Raw genomic sequence first — 21,041 nt, 5'->3', positions numbered from 1 at the left:
GCTCCTGTGACGGGTTCATTGCGGCTTTGTAACCATTCGGACGAACGGGCTCATCAGGGTGACCGGTCGTCGTCACAGTAGGTAACTTCGGTTGCGCACACCCGCGAAGTCCGCGGGTTCTCTTCCGTGGAGGCACTCTTGACCATCTCGAACCCGAAGAAGCTCGCCGGCATCGCCGGTGCCGCGCTTCTCATCGCCGCGCTGGCTGGCTGCGGTACCGCACCCGAGGCCAACCCGACGTCGTCCGCCGGCGCCGGTGGCGGCGACATCGTCGACGGCTTCAAGCCCTGCCTGGTCTCCGACGCCGGTGGCTGGAACGACAAGTCGTTCAACGAGTCGGCCAAGAACGGCATGGACAAGGCCGCCGACGAGCTGGGCATCAAGCCCCTCGAGTTCGAGTCGACCAACGACAACGACTACGAGCCCAACATGACCACGGCGATCTCCGAGGGCTGCACCCTCATCGTCTCGGTCGGCTTCAAGCTCGCCGCGGCGACGGTCGAGGCGGCCAAGGCCAACCCGGAACTGCAGTTCGCGATCATCGACGACTACGCGGACACCGACCAGGACGGCAAGACCGACGCCCCCAACATCAAGCCCCTCGTGTTCAACACGGCGGAGGCCGCGTACCTCGGTGGCTACGCCGCCGCCGCGTGGTCCGCTGAGGCCGGCGTCAACAAGGTGGGCACCTTCGGTGGCCTCCAGATCCCCTCGGTCGCGGTCTTCATGGACGGCTACGCCCTCGGCGTCGAGAAGTACAACGAGGACAAGGGTGCCGACGTCAAGCTCTTCGGCTGGGACGTCGCCGCTCAGAAGGGCGCCTTCACCGGCGGCTTCGACGCGAACGACACCGCCAAGCAGACCGCTCAGTCGGTCCTCGACCAGGGCGTCGACGTCATCCTCCCCGTCGGCGGTCCGATCTACACGAGCGCCGCAGCGGCGATCAAGGACAGCGGTGACGACACCCTCATCCTCGGCGTCGACAGCGACCTCGCCGTCGCCGATGACACGGTCTCCGACATCACGCTGGTCTCGATCATGAAGGCGATCGACGTGGCCGTCTACGACACCACGGTCGCCGCATCGACCGGCAAGTTCGACGCCGCGCCGTACGTCGGCACCCTCGAGAACGAGGGCGTCAAGCTCTCGAGCTTCCACGACTTCGAGTCGAAGCTGCCCGCCGGTCTGACCGACGAGCTCGACACGCTCCAGAAGTCGATCATCTCCGGTGACATCACGGTGGAGTCCAAGAACTCGCCGTGATCTGAACGACATCCACTCGGGGCGGGCAGCGCAGAGCTGTCCGCCCCGAGTGCCGTTCGCTCAACGTTTTATGGCGGGTACTTTCCAGACACCCGCCGGTTAGGGTTCTCGTATGAAGCTCGAGCTCCGCGGAATCACGAAAAGATTCGGCAGCCTCGTCGCCAACGATCACATCGACCTCGTGGTCGAGCCGGGGGAGATCCACGCTCTCCTCGGCGAGAACGGCGCCGGCAAATCCACTCTCATGAACGTCCTCTACGGCCTCTACCGCGCCGATGAGGGACAGATCCTGCTGGACGACGCCGTCCAGAACTTCCGGGGTCCCGGTGACGCGATGGCGGCCGGCATCGGCATGGTGCACCAGCACTTCATGCTCATCCCCGTGTTCACCGTCGCCGAGAACGTCATGCTCGGCCACGAGAAGACGACCGGCCTCGGCAAGCTCGACCTCGCGCAGGCCCGCGCCCATGTGCGTGCCGTCGCCGACCGGTTCGGCTTCCAGATCGACCCCGACGCCCTCGTCGGCGACCTCCCCGTCGGCGTCCAGCAGCGCGTCGAGATCATCAAGGCTCTCTCCCGCGACGCGAAGGTCCTCGTTTTCGACGAGCCGACCGCGGTCCTCACCCCCCAGGAGACGGACGAGCTCATGGGGATCATGCGACAGCTGCGCGACGAGGGGACGTCCATCGTCTTCATCACGCACAAGCTGCGCGAAGTGCGCGAGGTCGCCGACCGGATCACGGTCGTGCGCCTCGGCAAGATCGTCGGCACCGCGTCGCCGACGGCGACCAACGCCGAGCTCGCCTCCCTCATGGTCGGTCGTGCCGTAGAGCTGACCGTACAGAAGGAGCCGGCCAAGCCGAGCTCCGGCGGACTCGAGGTGCGAGACCTGCGCGTCCTCACCCCCGGCGGCGCCATCGTCGTCGACGAGGTGTCGTTCGACGTCCGTCCTGGCGAGATCCTCGCCGTCGCAGGTGTGCAGGGCAACGGCCAGACGGAGCTCGTCGAGGCCATCGTCGGCCTCGCCGCCCGCACCGAGGGCTCCATCAGCCTCGACGGCACGGAGCTCGTCGGAAAGAGCGTCCGCAGCATCCTGGATGCCGGCGTGGGCTTCGTCCCCGAGGACCGCAAGGAAGACGGGCTCGTCGGCGGCTTCTCCGTCGCCGAGAACCTCATCCTCGACCGCACCACCGACCCGGCGTTCTCGCGCGCGGGCACCATCCGCCGCGCCGAACTCGACGCGTTCGCGCGTGCCCGCATCGAGGAATACGACATCCGCACGCGGGGTCCCGAGACCCCTGCAGGCACCTTGTCCGGCGGAAACCAGCAGAAGGTCGTCATCGCTCGCGAGATGAGCCGCGACCTCAAGCTCTTCGTCGCCGCCCAGCCGACCCGCGGCGTCGACGTCGGATCCATCGAGTTCATCCACAAGCGCATCGTCGAGACGCGCGACGCGGGGATCCCCGTGATCGTCGTGTCGACCGAGCTCGACGAGGTCACCGCACTCGCCGATCGCATCGCCGTCATGTACCGCGGGCGCGTCGTGGGCATCGTCCCCGGTGACACCCCCCGCGAAACCCTCGGCCTCATGATGGCCGGCGCAACCGACCCGGAGGTGGCTGCATGAGCGGCACGACGCCCGGCGCCGCCGACGCGGCGCATCCCGCTGCACAGCTGCCCACCGCGAGCGGCCCGCTGACGGGGGAGAAGGAGCCGGGGCAGCCTTCGCGCACCGACGTCTTCTTCCGTGAGCTCGTGCGCGGCAGCGCCGTCACGACGATCCTCGCCTTCGTGCTCGCCATGATCGTCGGCGGCGTGCTCATCGCGGTGACCAACGAAGAGGTGCAGCGCACGAGCGGATACTTCTTCGCGCGTCCCACCGACACCCTCGTCGCGGCGTGGAACGCCATCTACACCGGGTACGAGGCCCTCTTCCGCGGCGCCGTCTTTAACCCGCGCGTCGGCGACTTCTCGGCGCAGATCCGCCCGCTGACCAACACCCTCGGGTTCGCCGCGCCGCTGATCGCCGCCGGCCTCGGCGTCGCCCTGGCGTTCCGCGTCGGCCTGTTCAACATCGGTGCGCGCGGCCAGATGCTCGTCGGTGCCCTGTTCGCAGGCTTCTTCGCGTTCAACCTCGACCTGCCGCTGCTCGTGCACCTGCCGCTCACCCTGCTCGCCGGCATCCTGGGCGGAGCGATCTGGGGCGGTCTTGTGGGTCTGCTGAAGGCGCGCACCGGTGCGCACGAGGTGATCCTCACGATCATGCTCAACTACGTCGCGTACTACCTGCTGCTGTGGATGCTGCGCACCCCGGGTCTCCTGCAGGCAGAGGGCAGCAACCAGCCGCAGTCGCAGCCGACGCCGGCCACAGCTCAGTTCCCCGACCTGTTCGGCCCGACGTTCCCGCAGCTGGACTGGGGCTTCGTCATCGTCGTCGTCGCGACCGTGTTCGTCTGGTGGCTCATCGAGCGCTCCAGCCTCGGACTGCGGATGCGGGCCGTCGGCGAGAACCCGCACGCCGCGCGTGCGGGCGGCATCAACGTCGAGCGCATCTACATCTACGCCATGGTCTTCGCCGGCGGCCTCGCCGGTCTCGCCGCCATGAACCAGATCCAGGGCAACGTCACGACCGGTTTCGCCGCCACCATCGACGCCGGCATCGGCTTCGACGCGATCACCGTGGCACTCCTCGGGCGCAGCCGCGCGTGGGGGACCTTCGCCGCCGGCATCCTGTTCGGCGCCCTCAAGGCGGGGTCGTTCTCGATGCAGGCGCAGGGGATCCCGGTCGACATCGTGCTCGTCGTCCAGTCGCTCGTCGTGCTCTTCATCGCGGCGCCGCCTCTGCTGCGCGCCGTGTTCTTCCTTCCCAAGACCGAGATCGAGAAGGCGGACAAGGCGCGAGCCAAGGCCGCGAAGAAGGCGGTGGCGGCATGAGCGCTCCGGCTCCCGCACTCGAATCCGACGGCACCATCCAGCTGACCGTCGTCAAGGCGCGTCACGTCAAGGTGCCGATCGTCTTCGGCGTCGTCGTCGTGCTGATGGCGCTCCTGTTCGGCCTCGTCCCCCGCGGCGCCGTCACGACGTTCCGCCTCGGCGACGCGACCTCGTCGATCGCCGTCCCGAACATCGAGGTGCCGACGGGCGCCACGAGCTGGGCGATGGTCGTCGTCCTCGTCCTCCTCGCGGCACTGGCGGCATGGAACGCATGGAACTACCGCCGGACGCCGCTGTGGCTGACCTCGGTCTTCGCCGTCGTTGCGGTCGTCGCCTTCATCGTGTGGGCCGCCGCCGGAGGAACCTTCCCCGTTACGAGCCTGCTCTTCGGAGCCGTGTCGCTGTCGGTCCCGCTGGTGTTCGGTGCGCTGGGCGGGGTCATCGGCGAACGCGTCGGCGTCGTCAACGTCGCCATCGAGGGTCAGTTGCTGCTGGGCGCCTTCTCGGCGGCACTCCTGTCGAGCATCACGGGCAGCCCCTTCATCGGCCTGATCGGCGCGATGGTGGGCGGCGTGCTGGTCTCCTTCGTCCTCGCGGCGTTCGCCATCAAGTACCTCGTCGACCAGGTGATCGTCGGCGTCGTCCTGAACGTCCTCGTGACCGGCCTGACGGGCTTCCTGTACGGGGCGCTGCTCGTCCCCAACGAGGACACCCTCAACCGTCCGGAGCGCTTCGGCCGCATCGAGATCCCGTTGCTGAGCGAGATCCCGATCATCGGTCCGGTCCTGTTCAACCAGACCTTCATCGTGTACCTCATGTACGTCGCGGTCGCCGTCGTCTCGTGGAGCCTCTACCGCACGCGCTGGGGTCTGCGCCTTCGCGCCGTCGGTGAGCACCCGCAGGCCGCCGACACCGTGGGAATCAAGGTCAACACGACGCGATTCTGGAACGTCTCGCTCGCCGGAGCGATCGCCGGCATCGGCGGCGCGTACTTCACGCTCGTGTCGGTGCCGCAGTTCGGCAAGGAGATGACCGCCGGGCTCGGCTTCATCGCTCTCGCGGCCGTCATCTTCGGCCGGTGGGACCCGATCCGCGCGACGCTCGCCGCGCTGCTGTTCGGCTTCGCGACGAACCTGCAGAACCAGCTCACCGTGCTGGACACCCCCATCCCGAGCGAATTCATGCTCATGCTGCCGTACGTCGTGACGATCCTCGCGGTCGCCGGTTTCGCCGGGCAGATCCGCGGTCCCGCGGCAGCGGGCAAGCCCTACATCAAGGGCTGACACGGGATGCCGCGACCCGCGGCATCCGCTCATCTACAGAGGAAGAAGTCGTGACCGACATCGATTGGGACGAGCTGCGTTCGGCAGCCGTCGAGGCCATGGAGAAGGCGTACGCGCCGTACTCCCGTTACCGAGTGGGCGCCGCGGCGCTCGTGAGCGACGGGCGGATCGTGACCGGCTGCAACGTCGAGAACGCCTCCTACGGGGTCGGCCTGTGCGCCGAATGCGGCCTGGTCGGGAACCTCCACATGACCGGCGGCGGCGAGCTCGTCGCGTTCGTCTGCGTCAACAACGACGGCGAGACGATCATGCCGTGCGGCCGGTGCCGACAGCTGCTCAACGAGTTCGCGATCCCCGGGATGCTGCTCGAGACCGTCTCGGGCATCCGCACGATCGACGAGGTCCTGCCCGACGCCTTCGGCCCCCGCGACCTGGAGGCCGCCCGATGAGCGCGGTCGAGGCGTTCGACGCCGTCGACGTCATCCGCACCAAGCGCGACGGCGGCGCCGTCCCTGAGGATGCGCTCCGCTGGATGATCGACGCGTACACCCGCGAGTACGTCGCCGACTCGCAGATGGCCGCGTTCGCGATGGCGGTGCTCCTCAACGGGATGAACCGCGACGAGATCCGCGTCATGACCGATGCGATGATCGCCTCGGGGGAGCGGATGAGCTTCGGCAGGCTCGGCAAGCCGACCGTCGACAAGCACTCCACCGGCGGCGTCGGTGACAAGATCACCCTCCCGCTCGCACCGCTCGTCGCCGCCTTCGGCGTCGCCGTGCCGCAGCTGTCGGGCCGCGGACTGGGGCACACCGGTGGCACGCTCGACAAGCTCGAGGCCATCCCCGGCTGGCGAGCAGCCCTCAGCAACGACGAGATGATCGCGCAGATGCGGGATGTCGGCGCCGTCATCTGCGCCGCCGGCTCCGGCCTGGCACCGGCGGACAAGCGCCTCTACGCGCTCCGCGACGTCACCGGCACCGTCGAGGCGATCCCGCTCATCGCCTCGAGCATCATGTCGAAGAAGATCGCCGAGGGCACGGATTCGCTCGTCCTCGACGTGAAGTTCGGCTCCGGCGCCTTCATGCAGGACGTCGACAAGGCCCGCGAGCTCGCCCGCACGATGGTCGCCCTCGGCACCGATTCGGGCGTCGCGACCACGGCGCTGCTCACCGACATGAACACGCCCCTCGGCCTCGCCATCGGCAACGCCAACGAGGTCCGCGAGTCCGTCGAGGTGCTCGCCGGCGGCGGACCCGCCGACGTCGTCGAGCTGACCGTCGCGCTCGCACGAGAGATGCTCGCCCTCGCCGGCCAGCCCGACGCCGACGTGGAGGCCGCCCTGAAGGACGGGCGCGCCATGGACTCGTGGCGCCGGATGATCCGCGCGCAGGACGGTGACCCGGATGCCGCGATGCCCACCGCGCGCGAGACCCACACCGTCACGGCGACCGAGTCCGGCGTCGTCACGCGGCTCGAAGCCCTCCCGTTCGGGATCGCCGCCTGGCGCCTCGGCGCCGGACGCGCCCGTGCACAGGACCCCGTCATCCACGCCGCCGGCATCGACCTGCTCGTGAAGCCGGGCGACACGGTCACCGCCGGACAGCCGCTGTTCACACTGCTGGCCGACGATGAGAACCGCTTCGCGCGGGCCGCCGAGGCGCTCGAGGGCGCCTGGGAGATCGGTGCGGAAGCCCCGGCATCCACCCCGCTCGTCCTCGAGCGCATCACCGCCTGAACCCCTCACGACAGGACTGCACAATGGCCATCGATCAGCACGGTGACGCGAACCTCGAGGGCGTCTCGATCCGCTCGCTCCCCAAGGTGTCGCTGCACGACCACCTCGACGGCGCGCTCCGGCCGCAGACGATCATCGAGCTCGCCGACGAGGCGGGCGTCGAGGTTCCCGAAGCCGCGGCCGACGACCTCGCCGACTGGTTCGAGGACCAGTCCGATTCGGGCTCGCTCGTCGAGTACCTGAAGACGTTCGACCTGACCATCGCGGTCATGCAGACCCGTGACGGGCTGCGCCGCGTCGCGAAGGAGTTCGTCGAGGACCTCGCAGCCGACGGCGTCATCTACGGCGAGGTGCGCTGGGCGCCCGAGCAGCACCTGGGCGGCGGCCTGAGCCTCGACGAGGTCGTGGAAGCCGTGCAGGAGGGCATCGAGGAGGGCGAGGACTCGGTCGAGGGATCGGGCCGCGACATCCGTGTCGGCCAGCTCATCACCGCCATGCGTCACACCGACCGGTCGCTCGAGATCGCCGAGCTCGCCGTCCGCCACCGCGGTCGCGGCGCCGTCGGGTTCGACATCGCCGGTCCGGAGGCGGGCTTCCCGCCGTCGAACCTGCGGCCGGCGTTCGACTACCTGGCATCCGCCTTCTTCCCCGCCACGGTGCACGCCGGTGAGGCCGCGGGGCTCGATTCGATCCGCTCCGCGCTGATCGACGGGCGGGCACTGCGCCTCGGACACGGTGTGCGCATCGCCGAGGACCTCGACGTCGTCGCGGAGAAGGGCGAGGAGGTGCAGGTCCGCTTCGGCGACCTGGCGCGCTGGGTCCGCGACCGCGAGATCCCCCTCGAACTGTCGCCCTCGTCGAACCTGCAGACCGGCGCGATCGCGGCGTGGGGAACGCAGCTCGAGGATCACCCCTTCGACCTGCTGTACCAGCTCGGCTTCGCTGTCACCGTGAACGTCGACAACCGCACCATGAGCCGCACCTCGCTGACCCGCGAGCTCAAGCTCCTCGCCGACGCGTTCGAGTACACGCTCGACGACCTCGAGGCCTTCCAGCTGAACGCTGCGGCGGCGGCCTTCCTCACGATCGAGGAGCGCGAGGAGCTCATCGAGCTCATCGGCGAGGGCTTCTCGGCCTGACATTAATTTCGAGGTCCCGATCGGGCCGGGTACGGCTCGCGCATACCCGGCCCGATCGGGACCTCATCCTTTCTCCCCAGGGCCGGTCGTGTGAGGGCTGTCCGCGGCGCGCGGGATGGGCGCCTGACCGGCTGCCCCCGCGCGACATCCTGCAGGAATGCGGCGACCGCGTCCCCTTCCCGAGAACCTGCGCGACCGAGAGTTCCACGTCGATGAAGCCCGTCGTGCCGGGGTAACCACCGGTCGACTGGATGCCGCGGATCTGGCGATCCCGTATCCCGGCGTCCGAGTGCCCACAGGCCACGACCTCGAGTCGCTCGAGGCGAAGGCTCGTCAGTTCGCCCAGCGGATGCGGCCGTGGCAGTTCTTCAGCCACAGCACAGCGCTGGCTCTCTACGGGGCGCCACTTCCGGCGGATCGAGCCTCGCAGCGGCTCCACGTCGCGGCGCACCGCCCGGATCGGGAGCCGAGGGTCGCAGGTGTCGTAGGTCATCGGCTCGGTCCGGGTGTCACCGACGTGCGGGTGGTGGAGGGGCTGCGCGTCAAAGGGCCGGCGAGGGCATGGCGCCACGTCGCCTCCTGGTGGAATCACGAGGAGTTGGTGGCGGCGGGGGACTTCCTCGTGGGTGTGCGCGGCGGTCTGCTCACGTTGGACGATCTCGCCGCGGAAGTCGCCAGGGCAGTGGGGCGGGGACAGGCTGCGCTGGAAGCCGCGCTCTCCGACGTGCGCGTCGGTGCCGAGTCGCCCCAGGAGACGCGGCTGCGGCTGGTCGTGCGCGCCGCAGGACTCCCGGAGCCTGCACTCAACATCGTCATTCGTGCGCCGGACGGTCGGTTCGTCGCACGGCTTGACCTGGCGTATGAACAGTGGCGAGTCGCTGTCGAGTACGACGGGCGCCAGCACGCCGAGGACCGCGCGCAGTTCGAGCGCGATGCCGACCGGTGGGCTGACATCCGTCAACAGGGGTGGGTGCTGATCCGCATCCTGCGCCATCATCTGCAGGGCGACGGACGGACTGCGGTCCGCATGGTCGAGGGCGCGCTCCGGGAGGCGGGATGGACGCCGTGACCCGCCGAGGTCCCCATCCGGCCGGGTATCGCGGGCGCATACCCGGCCAAAGGGGGACTTCGACCGCGAGTCAGAGGCGGGGGAGGAGTTCCGCGACGGATGCCGTGATCTCGGCCGTCATGGCGGGGTCGTCGATCGTGGGGGTGCCGTCGCCGGCCTGCGGGCCGTAGTCGCCGAAGGAGGCGTGCGAGGCGCCGGGGATCTCGACGAACTCGGCGTCGGCGGGCAGCATGCCGCGGGCATCCTGGATCTTCTCGGGGGTGGACAGCCCGTCCTCGGAGCCCGAGATGCTCAGCACGGGAAGCCCGGAACCGGACAGGTCGTTCGCGCAGTACGAGGCGAAGAGTACGAGGCCGCCGGCATCCGATGCGAGCTGACAGGCGCGCACCCCGCCGAGGGAGTGGCCGCCGACGAGCCAGGTGTCGACGTCGGGCGCGGCATCGGTGAACGTCGACAGCGGCCGGGGGTCGAAGAAAGCGAGGTTCAGCCACGGTCGGGTGATGACGACCGTCATCCCGTCCTCCGCGACGAGCCCCGCGAGCTTCGCCTCGTACGACTCGGCGTCCACCTTCGCCCCGGGGATGAAGACGAGCCCGACGGTGCTCTCTCCGGAGGACGGCGACATCACGACGTTGCCGCCGGTGTCGGCCACGGCGATCCGGTCGTCCTCGCGCACCGAGGCGAGCGGGCCGGCCTCGGCGCCCATGACGCCGACCTGGCTCCAGATCACGATGCCGAGGATACCGGCGACGAGCAGCCCCGCCACGGACAGCAGCACGATCGAGACGATGCGCCGTGCCCGGGAGCGGGGCCGCTTCGACGCGCTCACGCGCTGTAGAGGCCGAGCTCGGTCTGCCGCTGGGCGACCTGCTCCTGGATGCGTGCGAACAGGGGGTGGGCAGGCTCGAGACCTGTGACGGATGCCGTGAAGGCCGCGGCATCCTCGGTTCGGATGCGCTCCTGCAACTCGACGGCCTGCGGGTCTGCAGCGTCCTCGAAGCGGAGTGCGGCGGCGATCGCGGCGATGAGTCCGTCGACGCCGAGACCGCGCTCGGCGGCCGCCGAGGCGGGGCCGACGAAGCGCTCGTGACGCGACAGCTTGCGCAGCGGCTGACGGCCGACGCGCTGCACGGTGTCGGGCAGGGCCTCGTTGGAGAACCGCTCGAGGATCGTCGCGCGGTACTCGGCGAGCTCGGCGGGGTCGAGCCCGTGCGCGGCCGCGAGGAACGCGGAGGTCTCCCCGAGTGCCTGCTCGACCTTGCCCCGGATGCCGGGGTCCGCCAGGGCGTCCGAGATCCGGGTGATCCCCGCGGCGGCACCGAAGTAAGCGGTGGCGGCGTGGCCGGTGTTGACCGTGAAGAGCTTCCGCTCGATGTAGGGGGCGAGGTCGTCGACGAAGTGCGCGCCGGGGATGTTCGGCAGGTCGTCGCCGAACGGTCCGCGCTCGATAGCCCACTCGAAGAACGGCTCGACCGTCACGTCGACGCCTGCGCCCTCTGGCTGGCCGGGGACGATGCGGTCGACGGCGGTGTTGGCGAACACGGCGCGCGTGGACAGATCGCCCCACGCATCACCGGCGAGCTTCTCGATCTCGCTGCGGAGGGTGTCGGTCGCGCCGATCGCGTTCTCGCACGCCATGACCTGCAGCGGCTTCGCGTCGGCGGAGCGACGGGCGAGTCCCTCGAGGATGTGCGGTGCGACGAACGGCAGGATGTTGGGTCCCACGGCGGTCGTCACGACGTCGGCCGCAGCGACCTCGTCGGCGACGGCATCCGGGTCGGCCTGGCTGTTGATCGCCCGGAAGCCGGTGACGGTCTTGTCGCCTCCGCCCGGCCCGACCTCGTGGACCGTGTACTCGGATGCCGCGTTGATGGTCTCGACGAGGGTCGGGGCGACGTCCGAGAAGACGAGCTCGTACCCGCCCTCGTGCAAGAGCAGTCCGACGAAGCCGCGACCGATGTTTCCGGCGCCGAAGTGGACGGCCTTCATGCGTTGTTCACCGTGGCGAGCAGCTGGTAGAGCTCCTCGGGCGTCTGCGCGGCCTTGAGCTTCGCGACCTCCTCGTCCTCGGAGAACAGGAGGGCGATCTGCGACAGGATCTCGAGGTGCTCGTCGCCCTTGCCGGCGATGCCGACGACGAACGACACGTGCTCGCCGCCCCAGTCGACGCCGCCGTCGTAGCGGACGAACGAGAGTGCGGAGTCGAGGATCGCCTCCTTGGTTTCGTTCGTTCCGTGGGGGATCGCGAGCTCGTTGCCCATGTAGGTCGAGACAGCGACCTCGCGCTGCTGCATCGCGTCGAAGTAGGCGCTCGTCACGGCGCCGGCGGCCTCGAGGATGTCGGCGGCCTCCTTCATGGCCTGTTCCTGGCTGACGGAGCCGGAGTGGATGCGGATCTGGCCGAGGGTGAGGACTTCGCGAGCCATGACGTTCTCCTTCTGAGGGGGTGGGAAAAAGGATGCTGCGGGGTCGGGACCATTGTTCCCGACCCCGCAGCGGCGTGCATCAGACGTCGCCGCGCTGGCGACGCACCATCTCGACGACCTCGTCGTACTTCGGCGAGTTCATGAAGTTGTCGACCGAGACGTGCAGGGAGTCGGGGGTGACTCCACGCGCGCGGTCGGTCAGCTGCTGCTGCGTGATGACCAGGTCGGCGGACGGGTCGAGGTTCGCGATCGCCTTGTTGGTGACCGTGACGCCCTCCACGCCCGCCTTCTTGAACTTGTTGCGGAGCACGCTCGCGCCCATCGCGGACGAGCCCATGCCGGCGTCGCAGGCGAACACGACGTTCGTGATCTCGCGCTCGGCGACGGCGGTGCCGGCGGGGGCGGATGCGGCGGCTGTCGCCGTACCCGAGCCGCGGAGGGCGTCCATCGCGGACGAGGACTTGCCCTTGTTGGCCTCCGTCTGCGCGATCGCGGCGTCGAAGGTGTCACCCTCGGCAGCGAGGTCGCGCTTGCGGGACGCCCGCAGGATGACAGCGGTGATGAGGAACGTGACGACGGCTGCGACGACGACGGATGCGTAGACGACGAGCAGGTTCGGCACGCCGGCACCGATCGCCGCGGCCGTGACCGCGATGATGCTGCCGGGAGCGGCGGGGAACTGGAGTCCGCCGTTGAACAGCATGTTGACGGTCACACCGCTTGCGCCACCGGCGATCAGCGCGAGGATCGTGGCGGGCTTGCTCAGTGCGTACGGGAAGTAGATCTCGTGGATGCCGCCGACGAACTGGATGATCGCGGCGCCCGGTGCGGATGCCTTCGCCTGTCCGACGCCGAAGAACGTGAACGCGAGCAGCAGGCCGAGGCCCGGGCCGGGGTTCGCTTCGATGAGGAAGAGGATCGACTTACCGGCATCCTCGACCTGCTGGAGAGCCAGCGGCGTGAACACACCGTGGTTGATGGCGTTGTTGAGGAAGAGCACCTTCGCCGGCTCGACGAAGATCGACAGCAGCGGCAGCAGGCTGAGCGACACGAGCCAGTCGACGATCCCGCCGAGCAGTCGGCCGATTCCGAGCATGAGGGGACCGAATGCGAAGAAGCCGAAGATCGCGAGGAGCATGCCGAGGATGCCCGCCGAGAAGTTGTTGACGAGCATCTCGAAGCCGGGCTTGATCTTGCCGTCCCACAGCTTGTCCATCTGCTTCGTGACCCACGCGGCGAGCGGGCCCATGATCATGGCGCCGAGGAACATCGGCTGGTCGGTGCCGACGATGACACCCATGACGGCGATCGTCGCCACAACACCACCGCGGGCGTCGTAGACCATGCGGCCGGCGGTGTTCGCGATCAGAAGGGGCAGAAGGTAGGTCACCATCGCCCCGACGATGCCGACGTAGCCCGTGTAGGTGCCGTTGTCGCTTGCGGTCAGCGCGGTGCGTGCACCCTCCCACCCGATTGCGGAGACGTCGCCGCCGCCGCCGAGGATCTCCGCGACCGGGAACCAGTGCCAGCCGAAGGGGCTGTTGGCGCCGAAGAACCCGTCGGGAATGAAGAGCATCGTGATGAAGCCCCATGCGATGAACGCTGCGATGTTGGGCATGATCATGCCCGACAGGAACGTTCCGAATCGCTGCACGCCGACGCGTGCGCGGCTTGCGCCGCGTGTGGCTGTTGTCGCCGTTGACATGTGCTGTGTCTCCTTTTGTGTGCCGCGGTTCATGCGGCGGTGTGCTGTGCTGCGGCTTCCTGGGCCGCGGCTCGGGCGGATGCCGCATCGGATGCGGCGAGGGCTGCTTCGGCGATGCGCTTCGCGTCGTCGAGGCTGTGGTGCAAGAGGGTGGCGCGTACATCTGCGAGCGCCGTCGGTGCCATGGAGAGCGTGGTCGCGCCGAGGCCGACGAGGACGACCGCGAGCATCGGGTCGGCCGCGGCCTCACCGCAGATGCCGATCGGCTTGCCGTTGACGCGTCCGCCGTCGCCCGTCGCCTTGACGAGCTGCAGGACGGCGGGATGCCACGGGTCCTGGAACGACGAGACCGAACCGAGCAGGCGGTCGGCCGCCAGCGTGTACTGCGTCAGGTCGTTGGTCCCGATGGAGGCGAAATCGGCGTGGGCGAGGACCTTGTCGGCCAGCAGAGCCGAGGAGGGGACCTCGACCATGACGCCGGCGGTCTTGATGCCGTACTCCTTCGCGAGCGTGACGAAGTACTCGGTCTCCTCGACGGTCGACACCATCGGTGCCATGACCCAGAGGTCGGCTTCGGTGGTGGCATCCGCGTTGGCGAGGGCGGTGAGCTGCTCGCGCAGGATGTCCTCGCTGGCGCGGAGGGCGCGGAGGCCGCGGAGTCCGAGGGCCGGGTTCTCCTCGTGCGCGTCGTTCAGGAAGGCGAGCGGCTTGTCGGCGCCGGCATCCAGCGCACGGACGACGACCTTCTTGCCGGGGAACGCCTGCAGCAGCTCGGTGTACGCCTTCGTCTGCTCCTCGACGGTCGGGGCCTGCGAGGAGCTCAGGAAGAGGAACTCCGTGCGGAACAGGCCCACACCCTCGGCGCCGAGCTCGACGGCCTTCGCGGCGTCCTGCGGCTTGCCGAGGTTCGCGAGCAGCGGCACGGCGGTACCGTCCGCGAGCGCCCCCGGGGTGACGGGGGCGTCCGCCGCGGCGGCGCGGTCGGCCTCGCGGCGCTCCGCCTGGGCGATGTCGTCGTCGGTCGGCTGGGTCGTGACGACACCGGCCGCGGCGTCGACGACGACCGTCTCGCCCTCGGCGAGACCGGCCGCACCGCGGACGCCGACGACGGCGACGATGGACTTCTCGCGGGCGAGGATCGCGGTGTGCGACGTCGGGCCGCCCTCGGTCGTCACGAGCGCGAGGACCTTGTCGAGGTCGAGGAGCGCGGTGTCGGCGGGAGCGAGGTCCTTCGCGACGAGGACGAACGGATGCCCCGGGTCGGGCACTCCGGGAGCGGCGACGCCCCGGAGGTGGGCGATGACGCGCTGAGCGACGTCATCGAGGTCGGCGGCGCGCTCGCCGAGGTAGCCGCCCATCGCGGAGAGCGTGTCGCGGAACGACGCGAAAGCGTCGAAGACGGCGAACTCGGCGGTCTTGCCGGCGCCGATGCGGTTCGTGACTTCTTCTTCGAGCGCCGGGTCCTCGGCCATCATGGCCTGCGCCTCGAGGACCTCCTGCGCGGCACCTCCCGCGGTCTCGCCGCGCTGCTCGAGCTCGCGCGCGACCGCCTCGATCGCGGCACGGACGCGCGCGGTCTCCTCGTCGGCGCTCCGTGCGCTCTTCTCGTCCTTCGGCGCGGGCAGCGGCTCCGCCATCCGCGCGATGGGGCCGTGGCTCACGCCCAGGCCGATTCCTACTCCTCGAAGCTCAGTCATGTGTCCCTCAGGCGTCGTGGTCGGTGGTCAGAAGTTCGGTGAGGGCGTCGAGCACCCCTTCGGCGTTCGCGCCGTCTGCGGTGAGCGTCACGTAGTCGCCGTTCTCAGCACCGAGCGAGATCACGCTGAGGATGCTGGCGGCGTTGACCGCTCCGCCGGATCCCTTCGAGATCGTGACGGGGATGCCGGAATCCTTCGCGGCCTGCGCGAACATCTTCGCGGGGCGGGCGTGCAGGCCGTTGGAGGAGCCGATCCTCACGGTCCGGCTGGCCGGTGCGCTCATCGCGGGGTCCTTTCACTGCGGTCTGCCGCTGTCGCGGCGTTCACCAGGGCGAGCGTGCGGATTCCGTCACGGTCGTCGAAGACGTCCTCCGGCAGCAGCACGGTGCGCGCCTGTCGGGTGGCGGCATCCCGTTCGATGTCGGGGAGGGCGGAGGCGAGGTGCGGACCCACGAGCACCACGTCGCCGGCGTCGGCCTCCGTGGCGACCATGCCGGGCACTCCGGCGCGGACGAACAGGTCCCTGCCTTCGCGCTGTGCGGCGTGCCGCAGACGCTGGGCGACGAACGTGCTCGACGCACCGGCGCCGCAGACGACGAGGATCTTCATCGATCCGCCTCCTTGTCTCCTTGTTATTCTCATCCGACTCCCAGGAAGCGACAACCAGCCGTTCTTCCGCGGGGGAGGAAACCCCCTGGTCGCACAGATGGTTGACTGGACGGGTGAGCCGGGCGAGACAGGACCAGGTCATGGCGCTCCTGATCCGGGATGCCGCGTGGCGGACGGCCGGCGAGCTCGCCGACGTCGTGGGCGTCACGCCCCGCAGCATCCGCTCCTACGTCGCGGCGCTCAACGCCCGCGTCCCCGGCGGCGACGCGATCGAGTCGGGTCCTTCCGGGTACCGCCCGGGGCCCGGAGCCCCAGGGGCGCTGCGGACGGTCGCAGAGGAGACACCGCGGGATCGCCTGCACCGACTCGTCCGCGACCTGCTCGACGCGCCCGCGGGAATCGACGTCTACGACGCGGCGCAGCACTTCCACGTGAGCGAAGCGACGCTCGAGGCAGACCTCGGCCGGGTGCGCGCGCTCCTGAGCGGCACGCAGCTCACGCTGGAACGGTCCGCCGAACGCGTGCGGCTGTCGGGGACCGAGATGGCCCAACGCCGGTTGCTCAGCCGTCTCGTCCACGACGAGATGGAGCAGGGCGCCTTCGATCTGCGGGCACTCCGACGTGCCCTCGGCGAGAGCACCGCCGAGACCTCCGCCCTGGGTGCGTTCAAAGCCGAGCTGGTCGACGGTCTCGGGGAACTCGGCTACCTCGTGAACGAGTTCGGCATCGGCGACGTGATGATGCACATCGCGATCGCCGCCGACCGCGTCGGTCGCGGCCGCGGGCTCGACGGCGAGCCGGTCGGGGACTCGGCGGCGCGCGGCGAGATCGCCGATCTGCTCGATCGGCTCGCCGTGACCCACTTGGGCGTCCACCTCGGCGACGGCGACCGGGACCACCTGGCCGCGCTCGTGCAGACCCGCGTCGTCGCTCCGGGTGCCGCGGAGCCCGACGCGGTCATCCGAGACCGACTGGATGCCGACGTCGAGGAGGCCGTGCGAGCGGTCGTCGCGCGAGCGGCATCCGAGTTCCTCGTCGACATCGACCACGACGATTTCATCCTGAGGCTCGCATTGCACGTCCAGAACCTGCGGCAGCGCGCCCAGGATCGGGCGTGGTCGCGCAACGCCCTCACCCGGTCGCTGAAGTCGAGCTACCCGATGATCTTCGACGTGGCGGTCTTCATGGCCGAGCAGCTCCGCGTCGTCGTCGGCGCGCCGCTGCACGAGGACGAGATCGCGTACATCGCGATGCACGTCGGCGGCCGACTGGAGCGCTCGCGTCAGTCCGCTCGTCTGCTGACGGCGACGCTCGTCTGCCCGGGCTACTACGAGATGCACGAGCTGCTGCGCACGAGCATCGATCGCGCCCTCGGTCGCGAGATCGAGGTCGTCGCGGTCGAGACGCGTGTCGATCCCGATTGGTCAGGGCTCGACACCGACCTGGTGCTGACCACGATCGATCCCCCCACGCCCTCCGACCGGCTCGTGCGGATCCAGCCGTTCCTCACCGAGCCCGACGTCGAGCGCGTGCAGCAGGCCGCGGCACGTGCCCGCCGGGCGCGACGCCTCGCGGGGCTCCGCGCCGAGCTCGAGCGCTATTTCTCGCCCGATGCGTTCGTCGCACGGCTGCCCGCCGACGCCGACGAGGAGACGGTCATCCGCGGTCTCGGCGGGCTCCTGGCCGCCCAGGGTGTCATCACCGAGGACTACGTCGATCGCACGCTCGAGCGGGAGCGCATCTCGTCGACCGCGTTCACCGATGCGCTCGCCGTCCCGCACGCGATCGGCATGACCGCGACGCGGACGGCGATCGCCGTGGGCCTCGCCGACCCGTCGATCCGCTGGGGCGACGGGCGCGTGCAGGTCGTCGCGATGGTGGCGTTCTCGGAGTCGGACCGCGAGGCGTTCCAGACGGTGTTCGAGCAATTCGTCGAGGTGTTCAGCGAGCGCGACAGCGTGCAGCGGATCCTCCGCCGCGGCACGAGCTTCGCCGGCTTCCTCGACGAGCTCGTCGCGGTCGTCGACGGCTGATCAGCCCACGAGGCGCGCGTCGAGTCCCATCCGGACACCCGGCCACTCGTGGGGGAGGATCGAGTACACCACGGTGTCGCGCATCGTCCCACCCGGTCCGATGCGGTGGTTGCGGAGCACGCCGTCCTGACGGGCGCCGAGCCGTTCGATCGCCGCTCGGGACTGCCGGTTGTGCCACGAGGTCCGGAACTCGACCGCGATCGCGTCGCACGCCTCGAACGCGTGGCCGAGCAGCAGCCGCTTCGCCGTCGTGTTCACCTCGGTGCGCTGCACGTCGCGTGACAGCCACGTGTATCCGATCTCGACGCGCCGGTTCTCGGCGTCGATTTCGCAGAACGTCGTCATGCCCTGCGGGCGACCGTCGACGACGACCGTGAAGGGATTCATCCGGCCCGCGTCCCGCTCGGCGAGGCGCCGCGTGATCTCATCGGGGACGGATGCCGGGATCGCCGTGTACCAGGCGTACTCGAGCCCGTCGCGTGCCGATGCCAGCGCATCCGCGTGCGAGGGGTCGAGCGGCACGAGCTCGACCCGGCCGTGTCGGAGGGTGACCGGTTCGATCAGTGCGGTCGTCATGCCTGCGCCGCATCCAGCACGGAGCGCACACCGGCGTCGACCCCGCTCAGGCGCGCAGCGGCATCCTCGGCGGACTCGCCGCGTACGTCGAGGTAGGCCTTCAGCTTCGGCTCGGTGCCGCTCGGGCGCACGATGACGCGCGACCCGTCCTCGAGCCAGAGGCGCAGGACATCGCCGCGCGGCGAGCCTTCGGGCGCCGTGAGCAGGTCCTCCATGCGCTCCACGGCGACCGAGCCGATGGATGCCGGGGGCGCCGCGCGCAGGGCCGTCATGATCCGGCCGATCACCGAGACGTCGTCGACACGGAGCGAGACCTGGCCGCTCGCGAAATGTCCGAAGGTCGCCGCGGACTCGTCGAGCAGGTCGCCGAGCGTCCTGCCCTCCTCGCGGGCCTCCGCGACGAGGCCGAGGATCGCGACCGCCGCCGAGATGCCGTCCTTATCGCGGACCGTGCCCGGGTTGACGAGGTAGCCGAGCGCCTCCTCGAAGCCGTAGACGAGGCCCGGGGCACGGGAGATCCACTTGAATCCGGTGAGGGTCGCCGTGAAGTCGAGGCCGTAGTGCTCGGCGATCGTCTGCAGACCGGGCGACGAGACGAGCGAGCACGCGAGGGTTCCCGAGGTCGCGGTGCGAGCGGCACGCCAGCCGAGCAGGAGCCCCACGTCGTTGCCGGTCAACCGGTGCCAGCCGCCGGGGGCCGCGGCATCCGGGATCGCGACGGCGAGCCGGTCGGCGTCGGGATCGTTCGCGATGATCAGCTCGGCGTCCGCGCCCCGGGCGGTCTCGAACGCGAGGTCCATCGCGCCGGGCTCTTCGGGATTCGGGAACGCGACGGTCGGGAAGCGGCCGTCCGGCTCGATCTGCGCCGCCACGACCGTCGGCGCGGGGTAGCCGGCGGTCTCGAGGACGCGAGAGAGCGTCTCGTATCCGACGCCGTGCATCGCCGTGTACACCCAGTTGAGTCCTGCCGCGCCCGCCGGGGCGGGGGCGACGACGGCGGTCGCGGTGACGTACGCGTCGACGACGGATTCATCCGCGATCTCGTAGTCGTCCGAGCGCGGGATCGATCCGAGGTCCGCGCGCGCCGCGACCTCGTCGATGCGCGCCGCGATCTCGGCATCCGCCGGCGACACGATCTGCGCGCCGTCGTCGTCACCGCCGAGGTAGACCTTGTACCCGTTGTCGTCCGGCGGGTTGTGGGATGCCGTGACCATGACGCCGGCCGAGGCGCCGAGGTGGCGCACCGCGAAGGCGAGGACGGGCGTCGGCAGGAGGCGGGGGAGGAGGATCGCGCGGAGTCCTGCACCGGCGAAGATCTCGGCGCTGTCGCGGGCGAACACGTCGGAGTTTCGACGTCCGTCGTAGCCGATGACGATCGACGGCGTCTCGGCGCCGGCACGGTCACGCAGGTAGGCCGCGAAGCCGGCGGCCGCCTGGCTCACGAGCACGCGGTTCATGCGGTTCGAGCCCGCACCGAGCGCCCCGCGAAGGCCCGCGGTGCCGAAGGCGAGGCGGGTGTCGAAGCGGTCGTGCAGGTCGGCTGTCGCAGCGGAGTCGCCCCCTTCGGCGCGCGAGATCAGGTCGGAGAGCTCCGCCCCGGTCGCCTCATCCGGGTCCTGCGCGAGCCACTCACGGGCGGTCTCGAGCACGGCCTCGCTCACAGGACGCCGATCACGCGGGCCAGCAGGTCCGAGATGACGGGCTCGGCGTCGCGCCCGGCCTCGAGGACCTCCTGGTGGCTGAGCGGGGTCGACTGGATGCCGGCGGCCAGGTTCGTGATGAGCGAGAAGCCGAGGATCTCCATGCCCGCCTGGCGGGCGGCGATCGCCTCGAGGGCCGTGGACATCCCGACGATGTGTCCGCCGATGGCCTTCGCCATCTGGACCTCGGCCGGGGTCTCGTAGTGCGGCCCGCGGAATTGGCAGTAGACGCCCTCGTCGAGGCTCGGATCGATAGTGCGCGCGAGGTCGCGCAGGCGCGACGAGTAGAGGTCGGTCAGGTCGATGAAGGTCGCGCCTTCGAGCGGCGAGTCCGCGGTGAGGTTGATGTGGTCGCTGATGAGGACGGGCTGTCCCGGCGTCCACGACGTCTTGATCCCGCCGGCGCCGTTGGTGAGGACCATGATCTTCGCGCCGGTCGCGGCGGCGGTCCGCACGCTGTGGACGACGCGGCGGACGCCGTGGTTCTCGTAGTAGTGGGTGCGCGCTCCGATGACGAGGACGCGCTTGCCGTCGGGTGTCAGGATGCTGCGGATCGACCCGACGTGCCCGGCGAGGGCGGGCTTGCTGAAGCCGGTGACCTCCGTCGCGTCGAGCGTCGCGGTCGTCTCGCCGATGAGCTCGGCGGCCTTCCCCCATCCGCTGCCCAGGGTCAGGGCGATGTCATGGCGTTCCACACCGGTGAGGCGTGCGATGTCAGCGGCGGCGGTGTCAGCGACCTCGAACGGGTCGATGGCGGGATCGTCGAGCGGGTGGGTCTCCTCGTGCATGCTCCCACTCTAGGAAGCGCCGACGCGCTCGGCCACACGATGCGTTCCGCGGCGCGGCGCACGAACCCCCGTCAGCCTGAA

19 protein-coding genes are annotated in these 21,041 nt (G+C 69.9%); 9 read left to right on the top strand and 10 right to left on the bottom strand.

All coding sequences use genetic code 11. The features are described 5' to 3' along the window. The first annotated feature begins 138 nt into the window (after positions 1-138). From BLR68_RS04145 to BLR68_RS04110, 8 genes are all read left to right on the top strand, one after another. Positions 139-1,263: a BMP family lipoprotein gene (locus BLR68_RS04145; RefSeq protein WP_018188782.1), complete on the top strand. Its 1,125-nt coding sequence runs from the start codon at positions 139-141 to the stop codon at positions 1,261-1,263. Positions 1,264-1,375: 112 nt separating this feature from the next. Beyond that, positions 1,376-2,890 carry an ABC transporter ATP-binding protein gene (locus tag BLR68_RS04140; RefSeq protein ID WP_018188781.1) on the top strand — a complete coding sequence of 505 codons (1,515 nt, stop codon included), beginning with the start codon at positions 1,376-1,378 and terminating at the stop codon, positions 2,888-2,890. Continuing rightward, complete coding sequence (locus BLR68_RS04135; RefSeq protein WP_018188780.1) at positions 2,887-4,197, top strand: ABC transporter permease; 1,311 nt, start codon at positions 2,887-2,889, stop codon at positions 4,195-4,197. The genes BLR68_RS04140 and BLR68_RS04135 overlap by 4 nt, the downstream gene beginning before the upstream one ends. Further along, on the top strand, positions 4,194-5,480 hold the full coding sequence (locus BLR68_RS04130; protein ID WP_018188779.1) for an ABC transporter permease: 1,287 nt from the start codon (positions 4,194-4,196) through the stop codon (positions 5,478-5,480). Before BLR68_RS04135 ends, BLR68_RS04130 begins: the two co-directional genes overlap by 4 nt. A 23-nt stretch (positions 5,481-5,503) precedes the next feature. After that, positions 5,504-5,929, top strand: a complete 426-nt coding sequence (locus BLR68_RS04125; protein WP_081626489.1) for a cytidine deaminase — start codon at positions 5,504-5,506, stop codon at positions 5,927-5,929. Then, positions 5,926-7,218, top strand: a complete 1,293-nt coding sequence (locus BLR68_RS04120; RefSeq protein WP_018188777.1) for a thymidine phosphorylase — start codon at positions 5,926-5,928, stop codon at positions 7,216-7,218. The genes BLR68_RS04125 and BLR68_RS04120 overlap by 4 nt, the downstream gene beginning before the upstream one ends. Positions 7,219-7,241: 23 nt before the next feature. Then, the gene (locus BLR68_RS04115; RefSeq protein WP_018188776.1) at positions 7,242-8,357 is read left to right on the top strand and encodes an adenosine deaminase; all 1,116 of its coding nucleotides are present in this window, start codon (positions 7,242-7,244) and stop codon (positions 8,355-8,357) included. A gap of 157 nt (positions 8,358-8,514) precedes the next feature. Beyond that, positions 8,515-9,426 carry an endonuclease domain-containing protein gene (locus tag BLR68_RS04110; protein WP_018188775.1) on the top strand — a complete coding sequence of 304 codons (912 nt, stop codon included), beginning with the start codon at positions 8,515-8,517 and terminating at the stop codon, positions 9,424-9,426. 70 nt (positions 9,427-9,496) lie between these two features. Here the strand turns inward: BLR68_RS04110 and BLR68_RS04105 are convergent, their stop codons facing one another. The 7 genes from BLR68_RS04105 to BLR68_RS04075 all read right to left on the bottom strand — a co-directional run bounded on the left by BLR68_RS04105 (position 9,497) and on the right by BLR68_RS04075 (position 15,863). Beyond that, positions 9,497-10,255: an alpha/beta hydrolase gene (locus BLR68_RS04105; RefSeq protein ID WP_018188774.1), complete on the bottom strand. Its 759-nt coding sequence runs from the start codon at positions 10,253-10,255 to the stop codon at positions 9,497-9,499. Continuing rightward, entirely contained in the window at positions 10,252-11,415 is a 1,164-nt protein-coding gene (locus BLR68_RS04100) for a mannitol-1-phosphate 5-dehydrogenase (protein WP_018188773.1), read from the bottom strand. Before BLR68_RS04100 ends, BLR68_RS04105 begins: the two co-directional genes overlap by 4 nt. Then, positions 11,412-11,852, bottom strand: a complete 441-nt coding sequence (locus BLR68_RS04095; RefSeq protein ID WP_018188772.1) for a PTS mannitol transporter subunit IIA — start codon at positions 11,850-11,852, stop codon at positions 11,412-11,414. The genes BLR68_RS04100 and BLR68_RS04095 overlap by 4 nt, the downstream gene beginning before the upstream one ends. Positions 11,853-11,931: 79 nt before the next feature. Then, on the bottom strand, positions 11,932-13,557 hold the full coding sequence (locus BLR68_RS04090; RefSeq protein ID WP_026303048.1) for a PTS mannitol transporter subunit IIBC: 1,626 nt from the start codon (positions 13,555-13,557) through the stop codon (positions 11,932-11,934). Between the two features lie 29 nt (positions 13,558-13,586). Then, positions 13,587-15,254, bottom strand: coding sequence for a phosphoenolpyruvate--protein phosphotransferase (gene ptsP / locus BLR68_RS04085; protein WP_026303047.1), 1,668 nt, complete (start codon positions 15,252-15,254; stop codon positions 13,587-13,589). Positions 15,255-15,261: 7 nt separating this feature from the next. Beyond that, positions 15,262-15,537: an HPr family phosphocarrier protein gene (locus BLR68_RS04080; RefSeq protein ID WP_018188769.1), complete on the bottom strand. Its 276-nt coding sequence runs from the start codon at positions 15,535-15,537 to the stop codon at positions 15,262-15,264. Beyond that, positions 15,534-15,863, bottom strand: coding sequence for a PTS sugar transporter subunit IIB (locus BLR68_RS04075; RefSeq protein ID WP_018188768.1), 330 nt, complete (start codon positions 15,861-15,863; stop codon positions 15,534-15,536). Before BLR68_RS04075 ends, BLR68_RS04080 begins: the two co-directional genes overlap by 4 nt. Positions 15,864-16,003: 140 nt before the next feature. Between BLR68_RS04075 and BLR68_RS04070 the strand changes: the two genes are divergently transcribed. Then, positions 16,004-17,896: a BglG family transcription antiterminator gene (locus BLR68_RS04070; RefSeq protein ID WP_018188767.1), complete on the top strand. Its 1,893-nt coding sequence runs from the start codon at positions 16,004-16,006 to the stop codon at positions 17,894-17,896. On the opposite strand, the gene BLR68_RS04065 is transcribed toward BLR68_RS04070, so the two are convergent. From BLR68_RS04065 to BLR68_RS04055, 3 genes are read right to left on the bottom strand one after another with little or no spacing between them, the layout of a single operon-like run. Next, the gene (locus BLR68_RS04065; protein ID WP_018188766.1) at positions 17,897-18,472 is read right to left on the bottom strand and encodes a GNAT family N-acetyltransferase; all 576 of its coding nucleotides are present in this window, start codon (positions 18,470-18,472) and stop codon (positions 17,897-17,899) included. After that, a complete protein-coding gene (locus BLR68_RS04060; RefSeq protein ID WP_018188765.1) occupies positions 18,469-20,133 on the bottom strand; it encodes a phospho-sugar mutase in 1,665 nt (554 codons plus the stop codon). Before BLR68_RS04060 ends, BLR68_RS04065 begins: the two co-directional genes overlap by 4 nt. Further along, the gene (locus tag BLR68_RS04055; protein ID WP_018188764.1) at positions 20,130-20,960 is read right to left on the bottom strand and encodes a purine-nucleoside phosphorylase; all 831 of its coding nucleotides are present in this window, start codon (positions 20,958-20,960) and stop codon (positions 20,130-20,132) included. Before BLR68_RS04055 ends, BLR68_RS04060 begins: the two co-directional genes overlap by 4 nt. Between the last annotated feature and the right edge of the window lie 81 nt (positions 20,961-21,041).

The sequence above is a fragment of the Microbacterium sp. 77mftsu3.1 genome (assembly GCF_900100525.1).
Classification (GTDB): Bacteria; Actinomycetota; Actinomycetes; order Actinomycetales; family Microbacteriaceae; genus Microbacterium; species Microbacterium aquilitoris.
Note: the sequence above shows the minus strand (reverse complement) of the source record. Positions and strands in the feature narration are given on the sequence as shown.

Excerpts from the sequence above, each read along its gene's own strand:
- BLR68_RS04140 (WP_018188781.1), top strand. The coding sequence starts at position 1,376 with ATGAAGCTCGAGCTCCGCGGAATCACGAAAAGATTCGGCAGCCTCGTC.
- BLR68_RS04135 (WP_018188780.1), top strand. The coding sequence starts at position 2,887 with ATGAGCGGCACGACGCCCGGCGCCGCCGACGCGGCGCATCCCGCTGCA.
- BLR68_RS04130 (WP_018188779.1), top strand. The coding sequence starts at position 4,194 with ATGAGCGCTCCGGCTCCCGCACTCGAATCCGACGGCACCATCCAGCTG.
- BLR68_RS04120 (WP_018188777.1), top strand. The coding sequence starts at position 5,926 with ATGAGCGCGGTCGAGGCGTTCGACGCCGTCGACGTCATCCGCACCAAG.
- BLR68_RS04115 (WP_018188776.1), top strand. The coding sequence starts at position 7,242 with ATGGCCATCGATCAGCACGGTGACGCGAACCTCGAGGGCGTCTCGATC.
- BLR68_RS04110 (WP_018188775.1), top strand. The coding sequence starts at position 8,515 with ATGCGGCGACCGCGTCCCCTTCCCGAGAACCTGCGCGACCGAGAGTTC.
- BLR68_RS04100 (WP_018188773.1), bottom strand. The coding sequence starts at position 11,415 with ATGAAGGCCGTCCACTTCGGCGCCGGAAACATCGGTCGCGGCTTCGTC.
- BLR68_RS04095 (WP_018188772.1), bottom strand. The coding sequence starts at position 11,852 with ATGGCTCGCGAAGTCCTCACCCTCGGCCAGATCCGCATCCACTCCGGC.
- BLR68_RS04090 (WP_026303048.1), bottom strand. The coding sequence starts at position 13,557 with ATGTCAACGGCGACAACAGCCACACGCGGCGCAAGCCGCGCACGCGTC.
- ptsP (WP_026303047.1), bottom strand. The coding sequence starts at position 15,254 with ATGACTGAGCTTCGAGGAGTAGGAATCGGCCTGGGCGTGAGCCACGGC.
- BLR68_RS04080 (WP_018188769.1), bottom strand. The coding sequence starts at position 15,537 with ATGAGCGCACCGGCCAGCCGGACCGTGAGGATCGGCTCCTCCAACGGC.
- BLR68_RS04075 (WP_018188768.1), bottom strand. The coding sequence starts at position 15,863 with ATGAAGATCCTCGTCGTCTGCGGCGCCGGTGCGTCGAGCACGTTCGTC.
- BLR68_RS04070 (WP_018188767.1), top strand. The coding sequence starts at position 16,004 with ATGGCGCTCCTGATCCGGGATGCCGCGTGGCGGACGGCCGGCGAGCTC.
- BLR68_RS04065 (WP_018188766.1), bottom strand. The coding sequence starts at position 18,472 with ATGACGACCGCACTGATCGAACCGGTCACCCTCCGACACGGCCGGGTC.
- BLR68_RS04055 (WP_018188764.1), bottom strand. The coding sequence starts at position 20,960 with ATGCACGAGGAGACCCACCCGCTCGACGATCCCGCCATCGACCCGTTC.